This is a genomic window from Gloeobacter violaceus PCC 7421 (assembly GCF_000011385.1).
Classification (GTDB): Bacteria; Cyanobacteriota; Cyanobacteriia; order Gloeobacterales; family Gloeobacteraceae; genus Gloeobacter; species Gloeobacter violaceus.
In genome coordinates this window covers 1,432,150-1,457,897 of the sequence record NC_005125.1, presented here as the reverse complement: position 1 = coordinate 1,457,897, position 25,748 = coordinate 1,432,150, and the positions used below count along the sequence as shown (strand labels likewise).

Annotated in this window: 23 protein-coding genes and 1 pseudogene; 12 read left to right on the top strand and 12 right to left on the bottom strand. The window is 61.4% G+C overall.

Annotated elements, in window-relative coordinates:
• Positions 1 to 6 precede the first annotated feature (6 nt).
• Both GLL_RS07075 and GLL_RS07070 read left to right on the top strand, forming a co-directional pair.
• Positions 7 to 1,212 carry an N-acetylmuramoyl-L-alanine amidase gene (locus tag GLL_RS07075; RefSeq protein ID WP_011141363.1) on the top strand — a complete coding sequence of 402 codons (1,206 nt, stop codon included), beginning with the start codon at positions 7 to 9 and terminating at the stop codon, positions 1,210 to 1,212.
• 32 nt (positions 1,213 to 1,244) lie between these two features.
• Complete coding sequence (locus GLL_RS07070; protein ID WP_011141362.1) at positions 1,245 to 2,291, top strand: DUF3616 domain-containing protein; 1,047 nt, start codon at positions 1,245 to 1,247, stop codon at positions 2,289 to 2,291.
• Here the strand turns inward: GLL_RS07070 and GLL_RS07065 are convergent.
• Entirely contained in the window at positions 2,288 to 3,574 is a 1,287-nt protein-coding gene (locus tag GLL_RS07065; protein WP_011141361.1) for a TldD/PmbA family protein, read from the bottom strand. The two genes, GLL_RS07070 and GLL_RS07065, sit on opposite strands and share 4 nt — an antisense overlap.
• An 87-nt stretch (positions 3,575 to 3,661) precedes the next feature.
• Here GLL_RS07065 and GLL_RS07060 point away from each other — a divergent pair, with 87 nt between their 5' ends.
• Positions 3,662 to 4,060, top strand: a complete 399-nt coding sequence (locus GLL_RS07060; RefSeq protein WP_164928759.1) for a TerB family tellurite resistance protein — start codon at positions 3,662 to 3,664, stop codon at positions 4,058 to 4,060.
• Between the two features lie 8 nt (positions 4,061 to 4,068).
• Here GLL_RS07060 and GLL_RS07055 read toward each other — a convergent pair whose 3' ends face one another.
• Entirely contained in the window at positions 4,069 to 5,154 is a 1,086-nt protein-coding gene (locus GLL_RS07055) for a polyamine ABC transporter substrate-binding protein (RefSeq protein ID WP_011141359.1), read from the bottom strand.
• A gap of 148 nt (positions 5,155 to 5,302) precedes the next feature.
• On the opposite strand from GLL_RS07055, the gene GLL_RS07050 reads away from it, so the two are divergent.
• Positions 5,303 to 6,022, top strand: coding sequence for a Uma2 family endonuclease (locus GLL_RS07050; RefSeq protein ID WP_011141358.1), 720 nt, complete (start codon positions 5,303 to 5,305; stop codon positions 6,020 to 6,022).
• A gap of 4 nt (positions 6,023 to 6,026) precedes the next feature.
• Here the strand turns inward: GLL_RS07050 and GLL_RS07045 are convergent, their stop codons facing one another.
• Positions 6,027 to 7,205, bottom strand: a complete 1,179-nt coding sequence (locus tag GLL_RS07045) for a glycosyltransferase family 2 protein (RefSeq protein WP_011141357.1) — start codon at positions 7,203 to 7,205, stop codon at positions 6,027 to 6,029.
• Entirely contained in the window at positions 7,206 to 8,072 is an 867-nt protein-coding gene (locus tag GLL_RS07040; RefSeq protein WP_164928758.1) for a carotenoid biosynthesis protein, read from the bottom strand.
• A gap of 196 nt (positions 8,073 to 8,268) precedes the next feature.
• Here GLL_RS07040 and GLL_RS07035 point away from each other — a divergent pair, with 196 nt between their 5' ends.
• The 4 genes from GLL_RS07035 to GLL_RS07020 are packed head-to-tail and all read left to right on the top strand — an operon-like array spanning position 8,269 to position 11,821.
• Complete coding sequence (locus tag GLL_RS07035; RefSeq protein ID WP_011141355.1) at positions 8,269 to 9,105, top strand: hypothetical protein; 837 nt, start codon at positions 8,269 to 8,271, stop codon at positions 9,103 to 9,105.
• Positions 9,102 to 10,130, top strand: a complete 1,029-nt coding sequence (gene tsaD / locus GLL_RS07030; RefSeq protein ID WP_011141354.1) for a tRNA (adenosine(37)-N6)-threonylcarbamoyltransferase complex transferase subunit TsaD — start codon at positions 9,102 to 9,104, stop codon at positions 10,128 to 10,130. The genes GLL_RS07035 and tsaD overlap by 4 nt, the downstream gene beginning before the upstream one ends.
• Positions 10,131 to 10,187: 57 nt before the next feature.
• Positions 10,188 to 11,174, top strand: coding sequence for a hypothetical protein (locus tag GLL_RS07025; protein ID WP_011141353.1), 987 nt, complete (start codon positions 10,188 to 10,190; stop codon positions 11,172 to 11,174).
• A 5-nt stretch (positions 11,175 to 11,179) separates the two neighbouring features.
• Complete coding sequence (locus tag GLL_RS07020) at positions 11,180 to 11,821, top strand: HAD-IA family hydrolase (RefSeq protein WP_197530139.1); 642 nt, start codon at positions 11,180 to 11,182, stop codon at positions 11,819 to 11,821.
• Here GLL_RS07020 and GLL_RS07015 read toward each other — a convergent pair.
• The 3 genes and pseudogenes from GLL_RS07015 to GLL_RS07005 form a co-directional block, all read right to left on the bottom strand.
• Positions 11,812 to 12,072: pseudogene (locus GLL_RS07015) on the bottom strand (DUF4351 domain-containing protein); the annotation flags it as partial. The gene GLL_RS07020 and the pseudogene GLL_RS07015 overlap by 10 nt on opposite strands.
• A gap of 69 nt (positions 12,073 to 12,141) precedes the next feature.
• Positions 12,142 to 12,714: an FHA domain-containing protein gene (locus tag GLL_RS07010; protein ID WP_164929613.1), complete on the bottom strand. Its 573-nt coding sequence runs from the start codon at positions 12,712 to 12,714 to the stop codon at positions 12,142 to 12,144.
• Between the two features lie 386 nt (positions 12,715 to 13,100).
• Positions 13,101 to 13,259 (bottom strand): hypothetical protein, encoded by a 159-nt coding sequence (locus GLL_RS07005; RefSeq protein ID WP_164928757.1) that lies wholly within the window; start codon positions 13,257 to 13,259, stop codon positions 13,101 to 13,103.
• A 245-nt stretch (positions 13,260 to 13,504) separates the two neighbouring features.
• Here GLL_RS07005 and GLL_RS07000 point away from each other — a divergent pair, with 245 nt between their 5' ends.
• Positions 13,505 to 14,446: a c-type heme family protein gene (locus tag GLL_RS07000; protein WP_231848416.1), complete on the top strand. Its 942-nt coding sequence runs from the start codon at positions 13,505 to 13,507 to the stop codon at positions 14,444 to 14,446.
• A 6-nt stretch (positions 14,447 to 14,452) separates the two neighbouring features.
• On the opposite strand, the gene GLL_RS06995 is transcribed toward GLL_RS07000, so the two are convergent.
• Entirely contained in the window at positions 14,453 to 15,838 is a 1,386-nt protein-coding gene (locus GLL_RS06995) for an FG-GAP-like repeat-containing protein (RefSeq protein ID WP_164928756.1), read from the bottom strand.
• 157 nt (positions 15,839 to 15,995) lie between these two features.
• On the bottom strand, positions 15,996 to 17,390 hold the full coding sequence (locus tag GLL_RS06990; RefSeq protein ID WP_164928755.1) for a serine/threonine-protein kinase: 1,395 nt from the start codon (positions 17,388 to 17,390) through the stop codon (positions 15,996 to 15,998).
• Positions 17,391 to 18,505: 1,115 nt separating this feature from the next.
• Here GLL_RS06990 and GLL_RS06985 point away from each other — a divergent pair.
• Positions 18,506 to 20,995 carry a neprosin family prolyl endopeptidase gene (locus GLL_RS06985; RefSeq protein ID WP_331429351.1) on the top strand — a complete coding sequence of 830 codons (2,490 nt, stop codon included), beginning with the start codon at positions 18,506 to 18,508 and terminating at the stop codon, positions 20,993 to 20,995.
• 306 nt (positions 20,996 to 21,301) lie between these two features.
• Here the strand turns inward: GLL_RS06985 and kefC are convergent, their stop codons facing one another.
• Positions 21,302 to 23,206 carry a glutathione-regulated potassium-efflux system protein KefC gene (kefC, locus tag GLL_RS06980; RefSeq protein ID WP_011141343.1) on the bottom strand — a complete coding sequence of 635 codons (1,905 nt, stop codon included), beginning with the start codon at positions 23,204 to 23,206 and terminating at the stop codon, positions 21,302 to 21,304.
• Complete coding sequence (locus GLL_RS06975) at positions 23,199 to 23,834, bottom strand: NAD(P)H-dependent oxidoreductase (protein WP_011141342.1); 636 nt, start codon at positions 23,832 to 23,834, stop codon at positions 23,199 to 23,201. Before GLL_RS06975 ends, kefC begins: the two co-directional genes overlap by 8 nt.
• A 312-nt stretch (positions 23,835 to 24,146) precedes the next feature.
• Here GLL_RS06975 and GLL_RS23405 point away from each other — a divergent pair, with 312 nt between their 5' ends.
• Together GLL_RS23405 and GLL_RS06970 are read left to right on the top strand one after the other, a co-directional pair.
• Entirely contained in the window at positions 24,147 to 24,281 is a 135-nt protein-coding gene (locus GLL_RS23405; protein WP_269446171.1) for a hypothetical protein, read from the top strand.
• Positions 24,282 to 24,403: 122 nt separating this feature from the next.
• Complete coding sequence (locus tag GLL_RS06970) at positions 24,404 to 24,709, top strand: hypothetical protein (RefSeq protein ID WP_164928752.1); 306 nt, start codon at positions 24,404 to 24,406, stop codon at positions 24,707 to 24,709.
• Positions 24,710 to 24,780: 71 nt separating this feature from the next.
• On the opposite strand, the gene GLL_RS06965 is transcribed toward GLL_RS06970, so the two are convergent.
• On the bottom strand, positions 24,781 to 25,716 hold the full coding sequence (locus GLL_RS06965) for a LysR family transcriptional regulator (protein ID WP_011141340.1): 936 nt from the start codon (positions 25,714 to 25,716) through the stop codon (positions 24,781 to 24,783).
• Between the last annotated feature and the right edge of the window lie 32 nt (positions 25,717 to 25,748).

Here is a 25,748-nt window from a genome sequence, read left to right as displayed (position 1 = left end):
TTGTATATGGGATCAGGCGAAAATGATACTCTCTTGCAACCCGAGCCAGAGGATATTACCTTGGCAATTCCGACCAACTTGAGCGCCCTTTTCAAGGATCTTGTTTTACTCTATGCCCGCACCGAGATTCAGTATCCTCAACTCAAAGCAGTGACGCTCGCGCAGTGGATTTTGGAGTCGGGTTGGGGAGAATCGAATCTGGCCAAAAATCACTATAACTTCGGTGGACTCAAATGGCGCACAGAAATGACCGGTTTCGCCACCAGGATCCTTTATCAAGCGAACGATGGACCCGATTATTATTGTCAGTTCGCCGGCTTGGAGCGCTTCATTCGGGGATACTGGCGATTTATCGATCGCTCACCCTACACAGGTTGGGAAGAGCGCACCGATAGTGGCGAAGAGTTTATTCGCTTTGTCGGCCCGGTATACTCCCCGTCCCCAGGCTACGTAGACCGGGTGCTGGCGCTGGTGGATGAAGCACAGATCCTCCTTGACAACGCTGCTGAGCCGGTGATCGCGCCGATAGAAAGTCCGTCGCTACGGGGAACGGTAGTTCTCGATCCTGGCCATGGGGGTACCCGCAAAATCGGGGGCAGTTCTCCCAACAATGCCATCAGTGCAAGCGGCATCAAAGAAAAGACTATGACCCTGGAAATAGCTCTGCTCATCCGCGACGCGCTGCAACAAATCGCCGCCCAAAACGGCTATGACCTTCGTGTCGTTCTAACCCGTACCGCCGATGTCAATGTCGGTATTGCCGAGCGGGCCAACCTCGCAAGCGTGGAGAGGGCGGATCTGTTCTTGAGCATTCATTTCAACGGCTTTAACAAACAGACCAGCGGGGTAGAAACCTACATTCGCGCCCGTACCAACGGCAATGTAAATTTCGAGGAAGACGAAGCGTTCGCGTGGCGCATTCAGGGGGCCGTGCTTGGGGCTTTGCGGACCTACCTCCCCGGCACGCGCGATCGTGGCGTCAAAGAAGACACGGCGTCGGGGGGCGGAGTTTTGGGTGTCCTCGACGATCGCGCGTTGGGGAACTCGTCACAGGAGTATCCTTGCCGGGCCTGCCTGGTGGAAATTGAATTTATCGACGTGCCCCGGGTGGATCGGTTGCTCAATACCGATGCGCAGGCCCGCCAGGTACGCGGGGCGATTGCTGAGGCAATTGCCGCCGCGATGGTCGAAGATTTGCAGGCCGCCCGCTAAATTTAAAATTCCCTCGTTCAAGGAACCGCACCATGCGCCAGATCGCTTTGCAGTTCGACAGCAATCCAAAAGATGTGCACGAAGACCTCTCTGCCGTGTGCCAGACCCCCGACGGTTGCCTCTGGGTGGCCTCCGACGAAACGCTCACCCTGGAGCGCCTTTCGCCCGTGGGCCAAGGCGTCTACGGCGCCCACCGCCTTTTTCGTCTTCAGGATATTTTCGATATCTTTGCAGACCCGGCGGCAGAAATCGACATCGAAGGGCTCGACTATGCGGCTCCTTACCTCTGGTTGACCGGCTCCCACAGCATCAAACGCAAAGGCGTCAAATCCAAGCGCAGCGAAGCGGAAAACCTCGAACGCCTCGCCAGTTACACCGCCGAGATCAGCCGCTATTTTCTGGCCCGCATTCCTCTGCACGAAAGCGGTCAAATTCTGGAGCCGACTGCCGAAGGAGCCGCCCATCTGCCCCAAACAGACGTCGGCAACCTGCTTACCGAAGCCTTGAGGGGCGATCCGCACCTCGGACCGTTTTTGCTGGCCAATATTCCGGGCAAGGACAACGGTTTTGACATCGAAGGATTGGCCTTTAGAGAGAAGCGGCTGTTTCTCGGTTTGCGCGGTCCGGTGCTGTGCGGCTGGTCGCTGCTGTTGGAGTTGGAGCCGTTCGAAGCGAGTCCCGGCCGCCTGGGCCTCAAACCGGTCGATCCGGAGGGCAAACCCTACCGCAAGCACTTTCTTGATCTGGCGGGGCTGGGGATACGGGATCTCTGTTTTGACGGTGACGACCTGCTCATCCTGGCTGGGCCGACGATGGACCTCGACGGTACCATCCGCCTCTACCGGCTGACGGGCGGTCCGAACGCCAAGCAAACGCTCATCGAACGCAAACCCGGCCGGCTTGAAGCCCTCTTCGAGATTCCCCACACCGAAGGAGTGGACCGCGCCGAAGGGATCACCCGGATCGGATCACCGGAAGACGGTGAACTGTTGGTGGTTTACGACACTCCTGATCAAAAACGCAAGCCGTCCGGGGACGTCGTGCTCGCCGATGTGTTTGCGCTTGCGGCAAACGGCTAATCGGCCCGGCCGGTGACGGCGAGCGATTCGACCAGCAGTGCCGGAGTGAACACGTTGCCCTCCCAGAGCCGCTCGCTGCCGAGGGCGGCGAGCCGGCCCAGGGCATCGTAGGCGTTGCCGGCCACCATCGTGTCCTTGATGCGCCCGACAATCTCGCCTCCTTTGACCCGAAAACCCAGATCGATGTTGACGGAAAATTCCCCCGACAGACCGGCGCCGCCTCCGAGTACCTGGTCGACCACGATGCCGTCGTCCATCCGGCTGAGCAGTTCGGCAAACGCATGCTCCCCGGCGGCCACCACCAGGTTGAACAGCCCCGGCTGCGGATAGCTGCCGAGGTCGGATCGCAGGCCGTTGCCTCCCGGACGCAGCCCGAGGCGACGGGCGATGCGCCGATCGGCATAAAACGTCTCAAGCCGACCCGCCCGCACGAATTCGAGGGCAATAGCCGGGGTGCCCTCGTCGTCAAAAGGCGTGATGTAGGGAGCCAACTGGGGATCCTGGCTCAAGGAGAGGAGTGGCGAGAGGACCATCTCGCCCCGCTTCTGGCTCCAGGGTGAAGCCTCCTGCAGTACCTGACGGCCGTTCAGAGCGGCGCCCACGGTGCCCAACAGCACCGTGGTGGCCTTGGCCGTGAACAGGACCGGCACAGTCCCAACTCGGGTAGGACAGTTCTCCTGCGACCAGCCCAGCCGTTCGAGCACCGGGGCGGCGACCGCCTCCGGGGAAGGATCCCCAAGCACAGTCTCACCGTCGTACACCTGCAAAAAATCTTCGCCGCGCACCCACTCAGCCCCCAGGTAGCCGCTGCGGTGATGGCTGGCATAGCTCACATCGAGGCCGCGGGAATTGATCAGGCGGACGGTGCCCACCTCTTCGCTGTAGGTGCAGCCGCAGAGCACCTCCGCGTAGCGCTCGCGCACCAGGGAAATCGTCTGTTCACCCCAGGCGATCAGTCGTTCGATGGGGGTTGGGGTATGGGGACGGCTTTCAACGAGCAAGGGTTCGCCGGCCAGCTCCGGTTCCTCCGGCTGACCGAATTGGGCGAGGGCGATTGCTTTTTCCACCAGCAATGCGTCGTCGACCGGACCGTGGGCCACCGCCAGACCCGGCCGGCCGTCGCGCCAGACGCGTAGGGCCACCCCTTCCTCATCGCCCGTCTCCACTTGCTTGAGGCGGTTGGCCTCGAAATTGGCGGAGCGGCCCAACCCCTGCGAGAGATAGACCTCGGCGGCCTCGGCGCCGTTTTTTCTAGCCAGTTCGAGCAGTCGCTGCGGATCCATCGCTGGGGGATTCCTGGGTCGGGGGACTGATCAATTGTGCACCCAGAGTGCGTTAGACTGCCGATCGGCCGTTTGCCCTACCTGAACGTGAACTATCCCGCCGTCGCCTTTCACCTGTTGGTTGCCGCCGCCTGGTCGGACGGCGAATTGCATCCGGCGGAGGCTTTGATCCTCGCCCAGTACCTGCAACGGTTGGATTTAAGTGTCGAGGAAAAGCGCAAGCTGCTGGAGTATTTGCAGATCCGCCCGGCCGCCGATACCAGCCGGGTGTGGCTTGAGGAAGTCCAGGCTGCACAGGCCGAGCCGGCTTTGCGCCGGGAATTGGCTGCTGCCCTCAAGCTCGTGGTGGCGGCCGACGGGCGGGTGGTTCCTGAGGAGACGCAATTGATAGAAGATCTGCGCCACGCCCTCGAAGCGAGTGACCCGCCGTCGTTGCTGGGCCGCTTCAAGCGCTGGCTGAGGCGTCTTACCGGTCGGGCCACCTGAGCCCTGTTTCAGGTGCCGCTTTTGACCTCGGTCCAGGTGCGATCCCACAGCGGCGTATTCTCGGCTTTGTCCTCCACCGGCTGGGCCGCTTTGAGAAAAGCGGGGCCGGGGTTGGTGGCGGGGGAGGCCATGTAGGTGGAGTAGAGTTTTGGATCTGCTTTTTTGAGCAGTTCCAGGGCCGCCCGGTTGGGGTTGGAGTATGGAAAGGCCTGGGTGATCATAATGCCCGCCTCCGGGCTCATCGTGTAGTCGATAAAGGCGAGGGCAGCGTCTTTGTGCGGAGCGCCTTTGGGGACGGCCCAGTTGTCGTGCCAGATGCCGCAACCTTCGGCGGGGCACAGGTAGCGGATGGCCGGGTTCTCGCGCTGGGCGAGGGCCGCTTCGCCGTTCCAGACCTGCCCAAGCCAGACTTCGCCGGATAGCAGGGCCGTCTTCGGGCTGTCGCTGTCGAAGAGTTTGATATTCGGGCGCAGTTGGGCGAGTTTGGCTCGGGCTTTTGCCAGTTGGGCAGGGTCTTTGGTGTTTTTGTCGAAGCCTAGAGTTTGCAGCGCCATACCCAGCACTTCAAATTCGTCGTCGAGCAGTACCACCCGTCCCTTGAAGGCGGGATCCCACAGATCCTCCCAACGGCTAATCGGCCGTTTCACCTTGGCCGTATCGACCGCCAGGCCGACGGTGCCCCACTGGTAGGGCACGGTGTAGCGATTATCCGGATCGTAGGGCGGGTTTTTCAAAGTTGCTTCGATATTGGCGAAGTTGGGTAGTTTCGCCAATTCAAGCGGTTCGAGCCGGTTTTGCTTTTTGAGGATATCGACGGTGTAGTCGCTGGCGATGATTACGTCATAGCCGGAACTGCCGGCCTGCAATTTGGCGAGCAGCTCTTCGTTGGAGGAAAACGTGTCGTAGTTGACCCGGATCCCTGTCTTCTCGGTGAACTGGTCGAGCATCTTTTGCGGAATGTATTCCGACCAGGCGTAAAGATTCAGTTCCTTTGAACTGTCCCCGGAACCTGCCGGTGCACCACAGGCCACCAGCGACAGTGTCGCCAGGGCAAGGACAAACAGAGAAAACACAGACAGGCTCGTCCGTTGCATGTCTTGGAAAGGCGAGTATGGTTGACCCGAGAATAGGGCAAATTCGCCTTCTTGCCCACGGATTCAACAGAGAACCAGCCAGGGTGGCTCTGCTGAAACGCTCGGATAGAACCCCTACGATGGAGACAAAGCGCAGGAGAACCTGCAGATGATCTCTGAGCCCAGTACCCCGCTACCAGATCACACCCAATTGCCGGAGTCGAACGGCACCTTTGTGAAAAACTTTCAAGAGCATCCCCAGAGCCTGCTTTTGACCGATTCCATCGAGCCGCGCCTGCAGGCGCTTCACCCGGACGGCCAGTTTTGCATCGGTCAGGACTGCGGCATCTATTGGCGACTACCGGACCCACCCGAGCCGCCCGAGCGCGGAGCCGAATCCCCTGACTGGTTCTATGTACCCGATGTGCCCCCGACGCTCGATGGCCGGATTCGCCGATCCTACGTGCTGTGGAAAGAGTTCATCCCGCCGCTGGTGGTACTGGAATTCGTAAGCGGTGACGGCAGCGAGGAAAGGGACAGAACACCCAGAAGGGGCAAATTTTGGATCTACGAGCGGGCGATCCGTCCGGCGTACTACGGCATCTATGAGGTGCAAAAAGCGAGCGTCGAGGTTTTTGAACTAGTGGCCGGGCGCTACCGCCGGTTGCCTCCCAACGAACGCGGACATTACCCCATTTCCCCGCTGGGGGTGGAACTGGGGATTTGGCAGGGCCGCTACATGGACATGGACTTGCCCTGGCTGCGCTGGTGGGACGAGAACGGCAACTTGCTTCCGACCGGCTGGGAGCAGGCGCAAGTGCAAAAGCAGCGGGCCGATGTCCTTGCTGCGCGATTGCGAGAAATGGGAGTCGATCCAGATAGCCAGTAGAAGACTACTGCTTCGCGCCGGTCGAATGTTCGAGATCGCTGTAAGTGCGCCCGCGCCAACGCCGGGGCACCGTGAGCGCCGAGATCCAGATGCGCAAAACCGCAAGCGGATCGGCCAGGGGCGAGAGCCAAAAGCTCCAGCGCAAGTGCTCGTAGGAGCCCCGCACCCCAAAAAGCAACAACACGCGGATGGCAAGCAGCAAACCGTTCACCCACCCAAAAGCGGCCAGTGTGAAACCGGCGGGCGGGCTGGTGAGAGCGAGCGCCAGCAACACCGGGATTGGCAACCCTTGGGCCAGCAGCAGAAATGCGCAGTCGAAAGCTTGCCAGAGAGGAGTAGAGGCATCTTTGAGATCGAGCGAGCGGCCCCACTCGTTCCAGGTCTCCAGCGCCGAGCTGTACATGCGCACTTTAATCAGCCGGGCTCCGTCGAAAAATCCCACCCGTGCTCCTGCCGCCGCCAGGGCGCGCGCCTGGGTGATGTCATCGCAAAACGAGCGCCGGGCCGCCGCGTGACCGCCCACACGCACCAGCAACTGCCGCTTCATCAAAAAGCACTGGCCGTTGGCCATGATCCGCCCGGGACGCGGGGGCTTCGCGGTCCCGGATGGACCAAAGCGGTAAATAAGGGTGAGCAGCAAAGCCGGTTGCAACCAGAATTCCGCAAGGCTCACCAACCGAAACTGGGGCGAGAGGCTCAGCGCGTCGAAGCCGCCTTTGCGGGCGGCCTCCACCACGGCGTTGACCAACCCGGGTTGGGGCTCGGTGTCGGCGTCGATGTCGAGCACCCATTCGCTGGCCGGGTCGGTGCGCAAAAAACCAAAATGCAGCGCCCAGGGACGGCCTATCCACCCCGTCGGCAGCGGATCGTCGTAGACCACCCGAAAGCGCGGATCGCGGCGGGCCATCGCCTCCACAAGCGCCACCGTGCCGTCGGTGGAGCGGCTGTCAACAACAAGCACCTCCACCAGTTCCGGTCCCTGGCGGTGCAGGCCCTCCAGGCAGGGGCCGAGGCGAGCTTCCTCGTTGAGGGTGGGCACCACCGCGCTCACCCGTACAGAACCCTTCTTGGAACGCATCATCGGTTCTAAAGGCGGCGTGCGCGTCCGGCCCCCGGCCAGACGCGCCATCAGGATCAATAGCGCAATCGCCTGCAAAGCAAGCAGCGGTGCCGTCCAGTCCACCTAGCCGGCCCGGCCGCCGGTCAGTTGCGGCTCGGGGTTTGTCGCCCCGCACCACCAGGCCCAGACCACCGGCAGCAAACCGAGCACCAACCCCATCAATACCGGGATGTAGAGGCCCGCCCCGATACTCATCACCGCCGAGAAGAAAATATTCGCGACATAGATAATCAGCGGGAAGGTGAGTTGGGCGCGGGTGGGTACCGGCGGGTTGGTTCCCCAAAGTCCGCGCGCCACCGCCATGAACAACAGCCCCGTACCGAACCAACCGGCAAAGTTCTGCAGCGGCATCCCGAAGAATGGCCCCGTCTCCAACCAGACCCAGAACTTCGGATCGGCCACGGCCATCGCCGGGTCGAGCACCAGATCCCAGGCGGTCAAAAACCAGGCTCCCAACAGCAGCGGGCCGACCACGCCCAGGACACCCCGCGCTTCGCCGAAGATCGCCCGCGCGAGCATGTAGGAGACCAGGCCCATGTAAAACCATGACAGCGGGATGACGAAGGGCACCAATCCCAATATCTTCGGACCCAACAGTTCGGTGTAGGAGTAGGCGCCGAACGGAAAGCCCGTGCTTGTGCCGAGCAACTCGCTGGCCAGCGAGAGCAAGAAGGACGGCACCAGGAACATCAGCAGTTGGCGCATCCCCAGGATTTGCGCCCCCCAGAGCCCCACGGCCAGGGCGCCGAAGACGATGTAAACGGCACCGCCGTGGGCCATGCCGAATTCCATAATCGCCATGCCCTCGGGCGGCATGTTTGCCAGAAATTCCGGCGAGCGCGGCAGAATCACCAGCCCGTACAGCCCGAAAAGCAGCGATCCGATGTGCAACGAGGTCAGAACGTTTCTGGCCAGGTTTAATGATTTCATCGAATAACTCGTATGAGAACAGCCAAGATGAGCCACAGCGTGAAGCGCACCGACAAGGCTTTGCCGGAAACAAAACTTCACAACCAGCAGTATACGGCATCGACAGCCCGGTCAGAGAAGGCGGCGTCCAGTTTGGTGGGTAGCCGAGCCAAGGCCGGGATCGGGTTGATTCTATGGTAGAAGCTCGGGAGGCCGGATGCGGCGGCGAGAAGTGTTGAATTTGCTGGGGGCGCTGCCGGTGGGAGGATTGTCGGCTGCAGCCGGAGAGCACTCGGTCCTGCTCGGCAATCCGGCGGACAAGCTGAAGCTGGTGGTCCGCGACAGTGGGCAGCCGGGGCCGCTTTACTTTGTTCCCCACGACGACGAAAACATCGCGGTGCGCGCGGTGGAGCGGTGGTGGCAAAGCCGTCCTTCCGGGGTGCTCATCGAACTTCAACAGACAGGTCGGCGCTACATCTATCAACACCTGGGCGGTCGCCGCCTCTGGTGCGATCCCAACCGGATGTACTCCGAGCCGCGGGTGGTGGCTGCACAGATTACCGCCTTGCGGCCCAAGTGCGCCGTGGTGCCTCCGGCTGCGGCGAGCTTTGGGCCTACGGATCTAGATCTGGCGGGTACCCATTTCGCCCGCATCGGCGCACAGGTATTGGCCACACTTGGGGAATGGCTCGGGCGCTCCTACGGGCCGCTGGTGGGGCTGCACAACAACACCGACGGCAGCCTGAACGTGCGCAGCGTCTTCAAGCGCTCCGAAAAGCCGGCCGTCTACCGGGCCACCGGCGCGGATCCGGACGATTTTTTTCTAGTCACCGAGGCAGGCGATTTTGACGCCCTGCGCACCTTGGGATTCAACGTTGTGCTGCAGCCCGCCCGTATAGCCGATGACGGGTCGCTCTCGGTGTGGGCGGCCCGCAACCGTGTGCGCTACTTCAATGTCGAAGCCCAGCACCGCGATTGCTTGGATTACGATCGAGCGAGGGGACACCTTGACTATCAAACCCGGATGCTGCGCGCCCTCGAATCGCTGCTGTGACAACCATCTTTGCCATCGAGACCAGTTGTGACGAAAGCGCCGCCGCCATCGTGCGCGGTCGGACCGTCGTCGCGTCGATCATCGCTTCGCAAATCGACGTGCACCGCCTGACCGGCGGTGTTGTGCCGGAGGTCGCCTCGCGCGAGCACCTGCAGGCGTTGGGCGGGGTGATCGCGGCGTGTTTTGCCGAGGGCGGCCTGGGGTGGGCCGACATCGACGCTGTCGCCTTTACCTGTGCTCCCGGCCTGGTCGGCTCGTTGCTGATGGGATCGATGGCAGCCAAGACCCTGGCTCTCGTTCACGCCAGGCCGCTGGTCGGCATCCACCACCTCGAAGGTCACATCTACTCGGCTTTTTTGAGCGACCCGGCCCTGGAGCCGCCCTTTTTGTGTCTGCTCGTCTCGGGGGGACACACCAGCTTGGTGGCTGTCGAGGATCATGGCCGCTACCGCATCCTGGGGCGCACCCGCGACGACGCCGTGGGCGAAGCCTACGACAAGGTGGCGCGGGTACTGGGACTTGGTTACCCGGGCGGTCCTGCGATCGACAAATTGGCGCAGCGGGGAGACCCGCGCGCCTTTGCGCTGCCGGGGGGGCGGGTCGAATCGCCCTTCGACACCAGCTTCAGCGGCCTGAAGACCGCCGTGCTGCGCCTGGCCGAAAAACACCGGCTCCAGCGTCTGCCCATCGACCGGGCGGATCTGGCCGCGAGCTTCCAGCGCACCGTGGTAGAGACCCTGGCCGAGCGGGTGGAGTTGGCCCTGGCCCACACCGGCTATGACACGGTGGTGGTGGCGGGGGGCGTCTCCGCCAACCGCGGCTTGCGCGAACGCCTCGGGCAAGCCGGACCCTACCGGGCCGTTTTCCCGCCGATGCACTTTTGTACCGACAACGCGGCGATGATCGCCTGCGCCGGGGTGGCCCGCTTCGAGAGGGGGTTCCGTTCATCTCTCGATCTGCCGGTGCAATCGCGCTTGTCGCTCGAAGCGTGTGACAGCCTTTACCAGTGCCTGCCGGTCCCTTGAGCGCTGGTCACAATGTGGGACAATTGAGCCTACGGATACGACCCCTGGAGTGGACGGGTGTTCGCACTGGCAGAAATACTGGACAAACCCTGGGCGCGGGCGGCCATCTCGGAACAGTTCAACGTCTGGCGCGGCGAGGGGGAGCAATGGAAACTCTACCTCCCCGGGCCGGTGCGATCCTGGAAGGAGCCGCCTGACAGTGAACTGGTGGTCGAGGGCACGGAGACCATCCGCTCGCTCATCGGTGGCGAGGAGTGGCGGGTATTTAGCCTCGAAACCCCGCCGTTGATTGCCTGCATTCAGGACTTCCCAAAACTCGGCCACTGGGACGAGGACGAGGAGGTAGAAGCGTTCGTGCCGTTTTTGCAGGCGGGCCTTGAGGCGTTGCACTTGCGCGCGGAACATTTTGAAGTAGACGCGCAAGGCGCGATCCAGTTTCTTCCGGCCGGATTGGGCGATCTCGATAATGCCCAGATCCAGGCGCTCATCGAGAAGCGCCCGCGCGCCTGGAAGGTTCGGCCGCCGCGCGGCGGCCCATGGACGCCCACCTGGCAGATGCTCTGGACCTGGATCGAGGCGGCCCGCATCCTCTGGCAGACCCATTTCATCAACTCGGTTCCTCCCCTCGCGCAGGCTTATCCGGACCTGCCGGTGCGCGCCGCCGGACCGGTGGGCGCCGGGCAGCGCATCGTGCAGGTTCGCCCCGCCGCCTCTGTCCCCCAGATCGAGCCTGCCCTGTTGCAGACTTTTCTGGAGCGCTGCGAGTGGCCCGCCCAGTTGCGCCTCAGCCTCAACGCGGGCCTCTGGAGTGCCCAGGTCGTCGTGCAAGATCCCGTTTCCCAGGCCGTCCCCCTCGCGCGGGTGGCACGGGTGGCCCAGTTGGCCGGTGAAGTCGGCCTGTCGGCTTTGAAGGACGAGAGCCAGTGGCAGGGCGGCTGGGCACTTTTGAGGGGTGACGACGGCCAGGAAAGCTGGATCTTCGAAGTGCGCTCGGCACCCCTGGAGGCGACCTGGCTGCGGGGTACCCTGGGTGCCGGTCAGTGAAGGCGGTGCTCTTTGACGCCGTCGGTACTCTGTTCGGAGTACGCGGCTCGGTGGGCGAAATTTACAGCGCCATCGCCCGGACTTTCGGGGTCAAAAGCGATCCCGAAGCGATCGAAAAGCACTTTTGCGTGGCCTTCGCCGCCCGTCGGTCCCCGAACGCCGATGCGCGGCCCTGGTGGCGCTCCGTGGTGGCCCAGACGTTTACCGACACCGATTTTCCCGATTTCGAGGCTTACTTCGAGCGGGTCTGGAGTCACTTCGCCACTGCCGAGCCCTGGTTTGTCTACCCGGAGACCGTCGGTGTGCTCGCCGAACTGCGTTCGCGCAGTCTGGTCCTCGCAGTGGTCTCCAACTTCGACGAGCGGCTTTACCCGGTTCTAGAAGCGCTTGGGCTACGCGGTTATTTTCAGGTGGTGGCCATCTCTACCGAGGTGGGCCACGCCAAGCCCGACCCGCGCCTTTTTACCCACGCTCTGCAGCGGCTGGGTTGTTCAGTCGACGAAGCCATCCACGTCGGCGACTCGACCGAGGATGTGATCGGCGCCAAAGCAGCCGGTATCCGAGTCTTCAAAGTCGACCGCTCCGGAGCGGCCGGTGCCGACACTATCAATTCGCTCGCCAGGCTTTTGGAGATGGATTATTTCTGAGCCAGCCAGGTGATCAGATCTGCAAGTTCATGGAAATCCAGCAAAGCTTCGCTGAGCGCTTCAAGTTCGGCGACTGAAAGTGTGCGCACCTGTTCGATGGGCCGTTCGCCGGGTGCAATGCGCATTTTGGCCATCAAGGCGCTGGCCACCGGGTTCTCCTGCCTCATATAGTCGCGCCAGTTGAGCCGATTCAGTTGCAGTACCCGGTAGTGAAACTCCAGCACCGTGAAGCCGGGAAACTCGACGCGGTGGATGCAACATCGTAGGGCAGCGGCCACAATCGCTGCTCGGATTTTTGCGGGCTTCGAGCCGTGCTTTTGCTACTCGGTGATCTCGAAGCGAAAGGCGATCTTTTCGTTTTTGCCCAGCGCCAGCGTGTCGCCCGGTTGGAGTTTGCGCCGGAAGCGGGCGCCGGGTTTGAGCGCTTCGCCGTTGAGGAAAGTGCCGTTACTGCTGCCGGCATCTTCCAGATAAAAATCGCCCTCCTCCTCGCGCACCAGCGCGTGGATGCGCGAGACGATGTCGGCGCCCGCCAGGTGGGACAGGTCGATATCGACATTCACCTCGTCGTTGGGCTTGCCGATCACCACCGAGGACTGGGTAACCGGCACTTCGAAGCGCTCGCCCGTGGCAAGGTGAACGAGCACGGCCCGCTCCAACTGCAGATAGGTTGCCGGAGAAGCGATGCGCGCGTTGGCGGCACCGTTCAGCTCGGCGGCGGGACGCAGCGGTTCTGAAGAAGACGTCATGGAAACCTCCGGTGATGGGGAAGAAGACGGTTCGCCGGGGCCGGCCGGTTGGGCCGCCGCCTGAGCGAGATCGGCGCCGCACTCGATGCAGTAGGGCGTGCCTTCGGGGTTCTGGGTGCCGCATTCGGGGCACAGGGTCGTCATAGCTTGATCTCCTGGGGTTTGAAGGGAGTCGGTGGAACAGGCCCCGGCGGGGGTGGCGAGACCGCCGGCTCGGCACACCGTAGGTCTCGATCGTTACCGAGCGGACGAGCGCACCGGCCGGGTTGGTGGCTTTGAGGCTGAGGATGTTGCTGCCCTCGGTTTTGCTGGGCACACAGGAAAGTGAGCCGGTGGCTCCCACCGTTCCCGGGGCCGGCAGCAATGCGACGGTGAGCTTCTCGCCTTTGACCTGCCGGCCGATGGTCAGATGCTTGGCGGGCTTTTTGGGGTTGTAGATCTCGACTGGGTGGTCGGCCGGGGCTGGCTTGCCGTCGATGCGCAAAAAAACGATCTCCGGCGGCCTGAGCACGGGGGCCGGCGGTTTCGGTCTAGGGACGATCTCGACGGGTGGCGGCGTGGCTGTAGAGTTTACGGCATTCGACCGAGGGCGGATCGCGCATGTAGGCGGCGGTAAAGGTCCACAGCCGCACCTGGTGGTCGCCGCCGCTTACCGGCGTCCTCCCGTCAGGGCTCAATGCCGGAGCCACACCCACATCCCTACCCAGTGCCCCCACTGCGGCGGCGTTTTTCGGTGGAGCCGGCCCCGTCTGGGGAATTCTGGGGTGCCCTTCGGAGCGCCTGCACGAGGAGGCAGCCTTTTCGGCCCTGCACTTTCACCGGATACTTGCCCTAGAGCATAGCGACCGGCAGCGCCGGGTAACGCAAATCGGCAATCCCGCCCGCAAGGCGGTTTAAACTCGGGGTGCATATCCAGCACACCGCAGGCAGCCAAGTGAGCACCGAAATACACTCTACTTTTTACGAGCCGATGTTCAAGAACCTCAGACTCGGAGCCAAGTTCGGCCTCATCCTGTTGCTCGCTTCCGCCTGCACGATCGTGGGCAGCGGCGCGATGCTCTCGTTTGTCCTGCAGCAGAACGCCGAGCGCGAAATCGCCTCGAAGGCGGGGATGCTCATGCAGACGATGCTCGCCATTCGCCAGTACACCGACTTGAACGTCGAACCTGCCATTCTTTCAGGTCAGATGAGCGACGAGACCGACTTTCACCCGGAGCGCATTCCGTCTTTTTCGGCCACCACCGTCTTTGAGAACCTGCGCGGCAACGAGGAGTACCGGAGTTTTTTCTATAAAGAGGCCGCCCCCAACCCGACCAACCTGCGCGACAAGGCGGACGCTTTTGAAGAAGCCCTGGTCGGGCGCTTTCGCAGCGAAACCGCCACCAAAGAAATCAGCGGTTTTCGTGAACAGCCCGGCGGCGAAGTGTTCTACGTCGCCCGGCCTTTAAAGGTGTCCGAGCCCAGTTGCCTGCAGTGCCACAGCACCCCGGAGATAGCCCCCAAGAGCATGCTGAATGTCTACGGCGACAAAAACGGCTTCGGGTGGAAACTGGGCGAAATCATCGCCATCCAGCTCATCTCCGTGCCGGTCGAAGCGGTCTACGCGAGTGCGGTGCGCTCCTGGGTGCTGGTGGTGAGCATCCTGGCGGGCTTTTTTGTAATTTTTGCCGGGGTGATCACGGTGCTGCTCAGGCAAACGGTCACCCTCCCGATTGTGCGCATGGCCCAGACCGCCGAGCAGGTGAGCACAGGCCAATCGAGCGACAACTTTCCTGAAGATGCGGGTGATGAGATTGGCATGCTCGGCAAAGCCTTCAACCGCATGAAGGCGAGTCTGGAGATCGCCTTCAAGATGCTGGGCGAGCACAGCCGTTGAGGGCGCTCAAGGCAGAACGCGAAAGCGCGTTGGGCTCGCCGCTTTGCCGGTCGGGGAAGTGATTCCAATCAGACCCGTGGCGGCTCCAGCCGGCACCACCGCCCGGATCTCGCTGTCGGAAACCACCGCAAATTCGGCGTCCACCAGGCGGGACTGTTCGCTGCGGAATTTGACGGCGGTGGCGGCACCCAGGCCGGTGCCGGTGAGGGTGACCTCGCTGTCCACTGCACCGAAGCGGGGACTGATGGCCGCTATGGTCGGAGCGGCGTTGGACGTGGTGTTCAGCAGCACCGCAACACTTTTGTAAAAGTTGGCCGTTGTCAAGTCCAAATCGCCGTCGCCGTCGAAGTCGCCCGTCGCCACCGATTGCGGAAAATTGCCCGCTGGGAAGAAGCTGGCAGGTGCGAAGAGGGCATTCCCTTCGTTGAGCAGTACCGAGACGGTGTTGGAGGTGGAGGCCGCCACGATGTCCAGCTGGCCGTCGCCGTCGATATCCCCGAGCACCACGTCTTGAAGACCGGTTCCTGCCGGCAAACCGAGCGGTGCTCCGAAACTGCCGTCGCCCGTGTTCAACGCCACCGCTACTTCACCGTAGTAAGCAAGCACCGCCAGATCCAAATCGCCGTCACCATCTAGATCTCCCGTGGCCACGGAGGCCGAACTGCTGTCCGCTGTCCCGAAACTCTCCTGCAGCCTGAAGCGGCCGTTGCCGTTGTTCTTGAGCACCGTGACGGCGTAGCCCGAACCATTGGCCGTCACCAGGTCGAGATCTCCGTCGCCGTCAAAATCGCCCGCGGCAATGTCGTAGGCGACCGTGAAAACTGGCAGTGCACTCAAGCTAATCGTGTCCGCGGCGGCAAAAGTGCCGTTACCGTTGTTGTCGAGCACCGAGACGCTGCTGAAGTAATAAGGAAACGGATAACCGCCACTGTCGGCTGTGGCCACGTCGAGATCCCCGTCGCCGTCGAAATCGCCTACCACTACCGCAAAAGGGCCGCGTCCGGCAGCAAACAGGATGGGCGCAGCAAATGTACCGTCACCATTGTTCTTGACTACAGAGACGTCGGCAGAGAATAGGCCGTTGGAAGTGACCAAGTCCAGATCGCCGTCCCCGTCGAAATCCCCTGCTGCCACCGTGCGGGGCCCCCCGGAGTTAGGTTCTACCGGAAAGGCGACGGCACTGCCGAAGCTTCCGTCGCCATTGCCCAATAGCACCGAGACGGAGTATTCATCGGCCACCGCCAGGTCCAGATCGCCGTCGCCGTCAAGGTCGCCCACCGCCACCGAATACGGCCGTTCTCCCGCTGCAAAGAACCGGGGCGTTTCGAAACTCACTTGAGCCCGGGCAGGCAGCGGCAATAGCGCCATAGTCGCCGCCAGGCCCAAACCCATCCACCACCTACGCCACCGACAGCGAGACGCGAGCGACATCTGTCTATTCGACGAACACGTTAGTGCAGACACAATTGACCTAGCCAAGCAGATGTGTCTATTAGTGCATCCAAGGGGGATCTAACCAAGTATCGCCAGTACCCAGAAAGGTTAAAAATTAAGACAACCGCCGCCGGAACTGGGCCGCTTTGGTCGGATCGCCAATCTGGGCTGCCAGCCTGTCGATCAGATCCGCCTGGGTGAGGTGGCTCGATTGGGAAGCCACCTGCACCAGTCGCGCGGCAATCGGTCCTACAAAGTGCGCCAACTCCCGCTCGCAGCGCTGCACAAAATTGGGATCGAGCGCCGGGGATGGAGCTGCACCGGGATTGGTGGAAGGTGGACGCGAAGGTGTGGCTCCCAGCAAATCCATCGCCTTTTGGCTAAAACTCGGCCGCTGCTTTTCGGGCAATTGCTCCGAAAGCCTTTCCACCAGATCCTGGGCATCCTGGGCCAGCGCCTGGGCCTGGCGCATCAGGATGGGGGCGATCGGTCCAATCAGCGCGGCGAGGTGCTTCTGCAACCGGTCGAGCTGGTTTGCGTTCAACTCCAACGGATATGCGATGCGCGTCTCGTCGCGGCGCAAGGGCCGGGAAGGCTCGCTGTGGACGGCGCTGCGCAACAGTTGGGCGATTTCGCGCATGCCTGCCGGACGGGAGCGGGGATCTTTTTGCAGGCAGGCAAGTACGACCCGCTCGACAGCGGGCGGTACGGCCCGGTAGGGATTGGCCTGGGCCATCGCGCGGGGCATCCGTTCGGTATGGGCGTGATACCAGGAGTTGAAGCTCTGGTCGACAAGGGCGAACGGGTCGGTGCCGGAAAATAGCTCGTACAGAATCATTCCGAGGCCGTAGACGTCGGACAGGACTGTCACCGCCTCTCCGCGCAACTGCTCCGGCGCTGAGTAGCGCGGTGTACCTAGATAGCCGTGGGTGAGTTGCCTGCGCTCGCCGTAGACCATCGCGTCGCTGACCAGTTTGGCAATCCCAAAATCGAGAATCTTCACCCGCCAGCCCGACTGGGGGTCGCCGGAGAGATAGATATTGCCGGGTTTGAGGTCGCGGTGGACGACTCCCAGATCGTGGGCGACCTGCAACCCTTCGCAAAGCTGAACCCCAATCGCCACCACCTGCTCGACCGGCAAAGGCGAACCGGCCAGGTCGTCGAGGGCGTGGCCTTTGAGAAACTCCATCGTGAAGTACGGCAAATCGAGATCGTCGAGGATGCCGTAGTCGTAGATCTGCACGATGTAAGGGCTGCGTTCGCTCAAACGCGCGCAAATGGCCGCCTCGTTGCGAAAGCGCTGGTGCAGGTCGTTGGTGTTGAGGCTCTGGGAAAGCAGCTTCACCGCCGCCGTCAGATCGTCGATCTCGACGTGAACGGCTCTGTAGACCGAACCCATCCCGCCGACGCCGATCTTCTCCACCAGGCGGTAGCGGCCGACCGTGCGGCCCAACAGAGGATCTCGCCGTCCTTGGAAGTTGGCCACTGTCGGCAGGGAAATTTCGCTCAAACTATGACATAACTACCAGGGTTTGTCCAACCGCGGCTTGTGGGCTTTCGCACCACTTCACCGGTCACGCCTCGATGCGGGCGAGGGCTTCGGCGGGCTGTATACCGGCGTAGACAACCGACATGCTCCCCGGTAGGTATCAATATTCTAAATCTCACCAGCCGCCGGTAATTTTCGTTGACGGCGGTGGCGAGGCTCGAGATGCCCGCGTAGGCGTTGAGGGAAATGATTCCGGCAGTCTCCAGGTTGAATTCGAGCTTCGTCGCCTCCGGCCCCTTGGCAGTGTCGTATTCGCCTTTTAAGAGAAGAGAGGGCCAGTATTGTTCCGACTCTCGGCGGCGCGGTACACATCGTTCGGATCCGCCGGGCGAATGGTATTGCTGGAAAGGTCCGTGCCGCATTTCTGGCAGTGCCCGGGTGTTTGGATGTAATGCATGACGTTCATGCGTTTGTCGCAGGCGGGGCAGCGCTTCCTGTGACTTGAAGTGCCCACTCGCTGTCGGTCAAGTCCGATGGATACTGAGGCTGAGGCATATCCCCAGCCTAGAATCAGATTTACAAACAGTCTCTAGTGACACGTCCCGGGCTTAGTTTCATTGAAGGTTTGGGACCTTTTGGTTGCGGGGAAAGCAGAAATGTCCAGAAGGCGTTTGCCGATATGGTTGACTATTGCTCTCTCAACTTCTTCTTTTTTTGCGCTTGTGTGGTTATTAAGAATTTCTTTAATTGACTGAAAAATGTACCAACGTTCCCGTCAACCTGATACACTCTTTGGGCTCCGCAATGTACATGCTTGAAGGCGCTGCTTTCCTTTCGGTGGCGTCGCGTCGCGTTGCAGTGCTGAAGTTTGTTGTTGTTCAACCTCAGTGGAGTACAGATCCGTGCAGTCTAGGTTCTTTATCACTCTTAAAGCTGTACTGCTTCTATTGTTTATCGGGTGTTCGGCCGTCTTTGCCCAACCCTTCGATCCACAAAAGCCAAGAAATCCCTACCAAAGACCCGAGCCTATCAACGGCAAGAAGCCTCCAAGTATACTGCTTGCACCGACCGGTGGATACTATGAGTGTTACGACGTGCCTACAGACTACCAGGAGGCGGTACCGACTTCTGATGACATGATGGAATGCCCTCCAGGCAAATTTCCCCAGAAGCTAATCTACGAGCGCCCGTTCAAGGCACCCTTGATTCCACTGAAGAAACAGAATTCGGAACAAAACAAAAAGGAAGAGGAAGTTCCCCGGCCAGAACCGTCCCAAAATTCCGATGCCACGACGAACGCACCTGTTTATAACCCTGGTGATAAACTATATCGCTATTACGCAGCAGCAACCAGCCCGAATAATGTCCCTAACAGTGGTGTACAGGCTAACATCACAGTTGGAAAAGCAAACTTTGATATAGTCAAAAAAGACGCCTCCCTTACACAACTCGCAACGCTTTCATCGGATGGTGGTAACGTAGTTGAAATTGGTTGGCAGGTCGATGAAGAAGTATACTTGGACAAGCAAATCTATCTCTACGCAGCGCGTTACGTAAAAGGGGCATTTCTTCCTGCTATTAACACCAGCTCTGGCTATAAGCCAATTTCGGGGGCACCGGTGACCATTGCGCAAGAGCTCACAGGTGGGGGAAATGCTTCTTTTGCGATTGCTCACAAAGCCGCTTCAGGGAGCTTGCCTGCTCGATGGGCACTTTCTTACAATGGTACAGAGTTTGGTTATTTCCCCGATACTGTGTGGTCTGGAAGCTTTACTCAAGGTGCGATAGTAGGTGCTCAGGGCGAAGTCATTTCACCGAGAGGTAAAGGCACCTGCACGGATATGGGCAATGGTGTACTTGGTAATTCCACTTCGGCCACACCAGCCAAGTTTACAAACTTGGCTTACCTGAAGACTGGTAGTGGTACTGCAGCGTATCCTCCCGACATTTTTGAACCACCCAGCGTGTCAAGTCAGTACACCTTCGGTGGCCAGTCGAGCGGTTCGCTGTCCCAGTTCGGTTTTGGCGGACCGGGAATTGGCAAGTGCGCTAAGCCGGCACAAAAGCCCCTCAGCTTCGACAATACCTGCAACGCCGACTTGCTTGCCTACTTGAACGGCAGCCAACGCGTCACCTACAACGCCTCCGGCTCTCAAACCACCCTCTCCAATTTCGGTATCACCGGCGACATCGCCATGCCCGGCAATTACCTCGGCTCCGGCTTCGCCAACCTCACTGTCTTTCGCCCCTCCACCGGGCAGTGGTATGCCAACCCCACCAACACCGGCACCACCGCCCCACTGCTGGCCTCAGGCCTCGGCTACATCGGCGATGTGCCCCTGGCGGGTGACTTCAACGGCGACGGACTCACCGACGCCGCTTACTGGCGCAGGTACGACAACCACTGGCTCTACTACTCCAAACCCGATAATGCCATCGTTGATCTGGGGGCTTACGGCGACGATTCCCCCCAAGACGTGTTCATCGTCGGCGACGCCAACGCCGACGGCCTCGCCGACCGGATTGTCTACCGCTACAGCAACGCCACCTGGTACTTCGCCTATACCGGCAGCGGCACCAACAACCTGGTGGCCGCCTTCCCCGGAGTGGACGGCTACTGGCTACCGCAGGCCTATGACTTCAACGGCGATGGTGCGGTGGACGAGGGGATGTACGACACCCTCACCGGCCACTGGCTGGTGCGCGACCACTACAACCGCCAGATCTACGACTACGGCTACTACGGCGGCCCGGTGTTCACCCCCGTTGTGGACGATTTCAACTGCGACGGGCGGGTGGACCTGGGGGTGTACAACAACGGCACCACCGACTTCGCCCACTGGTTCATTCTGATGACCAACAACGGCCAGCAGTTTGACCAGGGTTACCTATTCCGGGAGCAACGGACCCAACTGACCTACCAGTTCTACCCACCCAGCTACGTGCAACCCACCACCCCCATCCTTATCGACATTGCTGGCGACGGCTTTGATCTGAGCGACGAGTTCGGCGGGGTGGACTTCGACATCACCGCCACGGGAGTGCCGATGCACCTGGCATGGACTAAAGCGGACACCGACGATGCCTGGTTGGTGCTCGACCGCGACGGCAATGGCCGTATCGACAACGGCAAGGAACTGTTCGGCAACTTCACGCCCCAACCAAGAACGGGCGAACCGAACGGGTTTTTGGCCCTGGCGAAGTTCGACAAGCCGGGTGACGGCGGTAACGGCGACGGGCGCATCGATGCAAAAGACGCGGTGTTCGCACAATTGCGGCTGTGGCAAGACACCAATCACGACGGCGTCTCGGCTCCCGGCGAACTGCGTACCCTCCGGGCAATGGGAGTGGCGGGGCTGGGGTTGAACTACGCCGAGTCGCGGCGGACGGACGCGTACGGCAACCAGTTCCGGTACCGGGGTTTGGTGCAGAGCGTGCCGGGTGCGCCGGTGGGCCGGGTGGCGTATGACGTGCTGCTGCGATTCGAGACGAAGGAGACGGCGGGATTGCGGGCGGCGGGTCCGCAGGCGGCGGCGCAGGTGGAGCCGCGGTTCGAGTTGCCGCCGGGGGGCTTTCCGATCACCGAAGCGGCAATCGTGCATGACCTGGCGACTTTGCGGCGCTAGGCGACAAACAGTCCACTCACAGCACACTCGATGGTCCCCGGCTTCCTCCAAGCCGGGGGCTTTTTGCATCGTGGGGCGTGGTCCCGGCGAGACAGGCTCTAGCAGCAAACCGCTGCACGAGATGCCGATGCTATTGTGTCGGTGTCACAACCGACGCCCCTGCCATGAGGCCGTCAGGCCGAGCCTACTCTCGGCAAGGTTATGGCGGAAGTTTTAACTTTCTGCAGCTTTATGGCTCCAAGGAGCCCGCCGCGAGTGTGCGAAGCTCGAAAAACCCTTGAGCGAACCGGAAATCCGCGGCTGGGTCTAAGCTTCTTTGCGCAAGTCCGACACATCCCAGGCGCGCTCGACATCGCGGGTCAGTTCGCGATCCTCCGCCCGCAGCACCCGCTCCAGTTCCTCGGCCTGCCGGCGCGAGCGGACCGCCACGAGCCTTTCTTCTTCCTCCAGTTCGGCCATCTCGTAGAGCATCTTTTCGTCGTTGGCTTTGAAGGTGCTCGCGATCCGTTGCGCCCGGTAGGAGCGCTCGCCCAACAATTTCAAAGCCCCCACGCCCATCTCCACGGCGGAGCCGAACGTCTCGCGTTCGACCACATCGACTTTGCGCCGGATGAGTTCGTAGGCGTGGCGGCGGTCGATGGCCCGAGCGAGGATCTTCAGGTGCGGAAAATGCTTGCGCACCAGGTCGACCATCTCCAGCGATTTTTCGCGATCGTCGATGGCGATCACCAGCAGCTTCGCCTGCTGCGCCCCGGCCGCGTGCAGCAGGTCGATGCGGGTGGCGTCGCCGTAAAAGAGCTTGAAGCCGAAGCGGCGCAGCATGTCTATCTGGCTGGGATCGACTTCGAGGATGGTCACTTTGCAGCCGTTGGCCATCAACATGCGGCCGACAATCTGTCCGAAGCGGCCGAAACCGGCGATGATCACCGGGTTTTCGTTCTCGTCGATGGCGTCCGGTTCACGCTCGGGCTCCGTCAAGACAAAGCGCGGCTGCACCAACCGGTCGTGCAGGATCATCAACAGCGGCGTCATCACCATCGACAGCGCCACCACCGCCACGAGCGGTTCGGCTACCTCCGGGGTGAGCACCCGGTTTTGGGTGGCAAAAGAAAAGAGCACGAAGGCAAATTCGCCCCCCTGCGCCAGGGCAAAGGCAAACAAAAAGCTCTGGCTCAGCTGCAAACGAAAAAATTGGCCGAGCGCCAGCAGCACCGAAAACTTCACCACCGCAAGGCCGATCACTAGACCAAGAATCAGCAGCGGTTGCTCGAAGAGCAAATTGAAGTTGATGCTCGCCCCCACGGCAATAAAGAACAGGCCGAGCAGTAGACCCTTAAATGGTTCGATGTCGGTTTCCAGTTCGTGGCGGTACTCGTTTTCGGCGAGCACCACCCCGGCCACAAAGGTACCGAGGGCGGGCGAGAGACCGACCGCCTGCACCGCGAGGGCCACACCCACCACCAGCAGGAGCGCCGTGGCGGTGAAAATTTCGCGCAGGCGGGTCGAAGCGATGAAGCGAAAAACCGGTTGCATCAAAAATCTACCCACCAGCACGATGCCGCCCAACAGGGCAATCACCAACAGCGCCTGCTGCCAGGCGGGCAGAGCCGCCGTAGGGCCGGAGGCTCCCCCGGCGGCGACAAAAATAAGATCGCCCGCGGCGGCCTGCAGGCTCACCTCGGTAGCCTTGCCGGTGGCCAGCAGCGGCAGCAGGGCCAGGATCGGGATCACGGCAATGTCTTGAAACAGCAGCACCGAAAAGGCCGATTGTCCGGCCTCGCTCTTCATTACCCCTTTTTCGTTGAGCGTCTGCAGCACGATGGCCGTCGAGGACATCGCCAGGATGAGGCCGACCGCCAGGGACATCTGCCAGGACAGGCCGAACACCAGGGCAATCGCTCCCGCCACCAGAGCCGTCCCGATCACCTGCAGCCCGCCCATGCCCAGGATCGGCACGCGCAGGCGCCACAGCAGCGAGGGCTGCAACTCAAGACCCACCAGAAAGAGCATCATGACGACGCCAAATTCGGCGAAGTGCATGACGTCTTCTCCTTCTTTGCCGACGAGGCCCAGCACGAACGGGCCGATGGCCACCCCGGCGAGCAGATAGCCCAACACCGAGCCGAGCCCGAGGCGCTTGGCGATCGGCACCGAGACCACCGCGGCGGCCAGATAAATAAACGCCTGAAAGAATAAGTTTTCGTTAGACACGGTGGACGATCTCCTGGGCCGGGAGCAGCTGGGCGAGGTCGTGGTTGAAGTGGCGGCTTTGCCGGAGGCGCTCCCAGTCGACGGCATCGTCGCGCAATGCTGCAATCGCCTTGCGGTAGTCCTCGACGTGATTGGCGATTTGCTGCTTCTCGCGCAACTGGTGCGTGCCCTGGATGACGAATGGGGGCAGATACTCCATGCCGCACAGGCGGGCCGTCTGCTCAAAAGGAGCCAGCAACTCGCGGATGGTGAAGTAGTTGTGCCCCTCACGGCTATAGGCCTGTTCGCCGCCGCCGGTGGTGATCGCACTTAAAAACTTCTTGCCCCGCAAAGCCGTGCCCTCATACCCGTAGGCAAAGCCGTACTCCAGCACCAGGTCCTGCCATTCTTTGAGGATGGCCGGGCTGCTGTACCAGTAAAAAGGATGCTGGAAGACGATGATGTCATGGGCGAGCAGCAACTCCTGCTCGTGTTTGACGTCGATGTAGAAATTGGGATACGCCTCGTACAGATCGTGAATGGTGACGAAGTCCATGCCTTGAACGGCTTGAACGAGCTGTCGATTCATCCGCGATTTTTCCAGTGCCGGGTGGGCAAATAGAATCAACACTCGACGGGTACGGGCCATTGGAACTGCCTCCCACGCTTGGGCCGGTTTTGGGGTACGGCCGTGCGGTTGCGATGGGGATCGATTCCGCCTCCGGACGCCCCCCAAGCGTAGCGCGACAAAGCGTCACAAATCACCCGGATATCCGACTGGGGCGGACGGCGAGCAGGCTGGAGCCGCCCAGCACCACAAGCGGGCTGGCGAAGTGCCGACAGCTCGGGCTCGCGCCATCAATCAAGATCCATCTCCAGCAGGCTTTTCGCCTTGTCCATCCGCACCCGTGCGAGAGAGTCGAGGTCGACGGTGAACGGCTGCAGGGCAAAGCAGTGAGTGATGCCCGACATTGAAGTTGAGCAACCGCTCGCCTACGCCCAGGGCCGAGACGGCCAAAAAGAAAAAGCGCTGGAGGTGCTGTTCGACAGACTCGCAGCACCACCCACCGGACCCCCGCAATATAAAGTCTTGTGAGAATCATCTCATCAAAACTTCACACGTCCCTCATCGCCCTCCTGGATTCTGAAGGTGTGAGCAATGAGTGCTCACTCCAAAGCGCAAACGCAAACAGCCTTTCAGCACAGGAGATGACCGCCATGATTCGTCCCACCTCCGTTCTCGCCGCCCTCGCCCTCGTGGCCCTCGCGGTTCCCGCCGTTGCCGTCGAAAAGGGCATCCCCGCCCAAGGCGAAGTGAAGACTATTGAGCAGGATCTGCGCCAGGCGCAGGCCAATCGGGTTCCGGGCAGCGTGGTTTTTGCCGCGGGCCTGGAGTGCATCGACAACCCCAAATTCCACCCGGCCAACGACGGCAACGGCCCGCGCGCCAGCGAGTCCTACAGCGATTCCACACCCTACGCGGCCACTCCCGCCATCCTGGCGAGCGAGGCCTGCCACAAATAAGGGTTAGTCTTTTCCAAATCCGAATCTAAAAGAGGCGCGGTGCTGTGGGCACCGCGCCTCTTTTTTGCAATTTACGACGGGGCAAGCGCCTCGCTACGGGCAAAATTGGTGAGGATCTGCTCGCGAAAGACGCGGCTGGCGCGCGATTCGTAGCGCTGCGGGTGGGTGAGCAGTGTCAGGGGGCGGCGCAACACCAGCCCTTCGACGGTCAGCCGATGCAACACTCCCAGTTGCAGCTCTTTTTCGATCGCTGTCGCCGAGAGGAACGCCACGCCCAACCCCGCCTGGACCGCCGCTTTGATGGCCTCGATGCTGCTCAGTTCCATCTCAATGCTGAGGCTTTCGACGTCGATGTCGAAGCGGCGCAGCACGCCGTCGAGTACCCTGCGGGTCGTCGATTCGGGATCGAGGGCGATGAACTTGAGCCCGTAGAGATCATCGCGACAGATCACCTCCGCACCCGCGAGCGGGTGAAAACCCGGCACCACCAGGGCCAGTTCGTCCTCGGCGTACACTTCGACAGCGAGCCTGCCCTGCAACTCCAAGGGCACCTCGCCGCCGATGATCCCCAGATCGAGACGTCCCTCGGCAACCCCGTAGGCGGTGCGCCGGGTGGACATCACATGGAGCTGCACGCCCACTTCCGGATAGCGGCGGTGGAATTCGCCGATAAGCCGCGGGATCAAGTAGGTGCCGGTGGTCTGCGAGGCCCCAATCACCAGCGTGCCGCCTTTGAGGTTTTGCAAATCGGTAATCGCCCGCCGCGATTCGTCGCACAGCGCCAGGATGCGGTGGGCATAGTCGAGAAAAATCCGCCCTGCCTCGGTGAGTTCCGCCTTGCGGCCGGAGCGGTCGAACAGCGGCATCCCGAGGGCGGCTTCGAGGTTCTGGACCTGTAGCGAGACCGCCGGTTGGGAGATATAGAGCGATTCTGCCGCCCTTTTGAAGCTGCCGTGCTGGGCTATTGCCCGGAAGATGCGTATTTGGTCCAGGCTGAAGTTGTTCATCAAACAAAAAAATCGGACGTCGAACGGCAGGC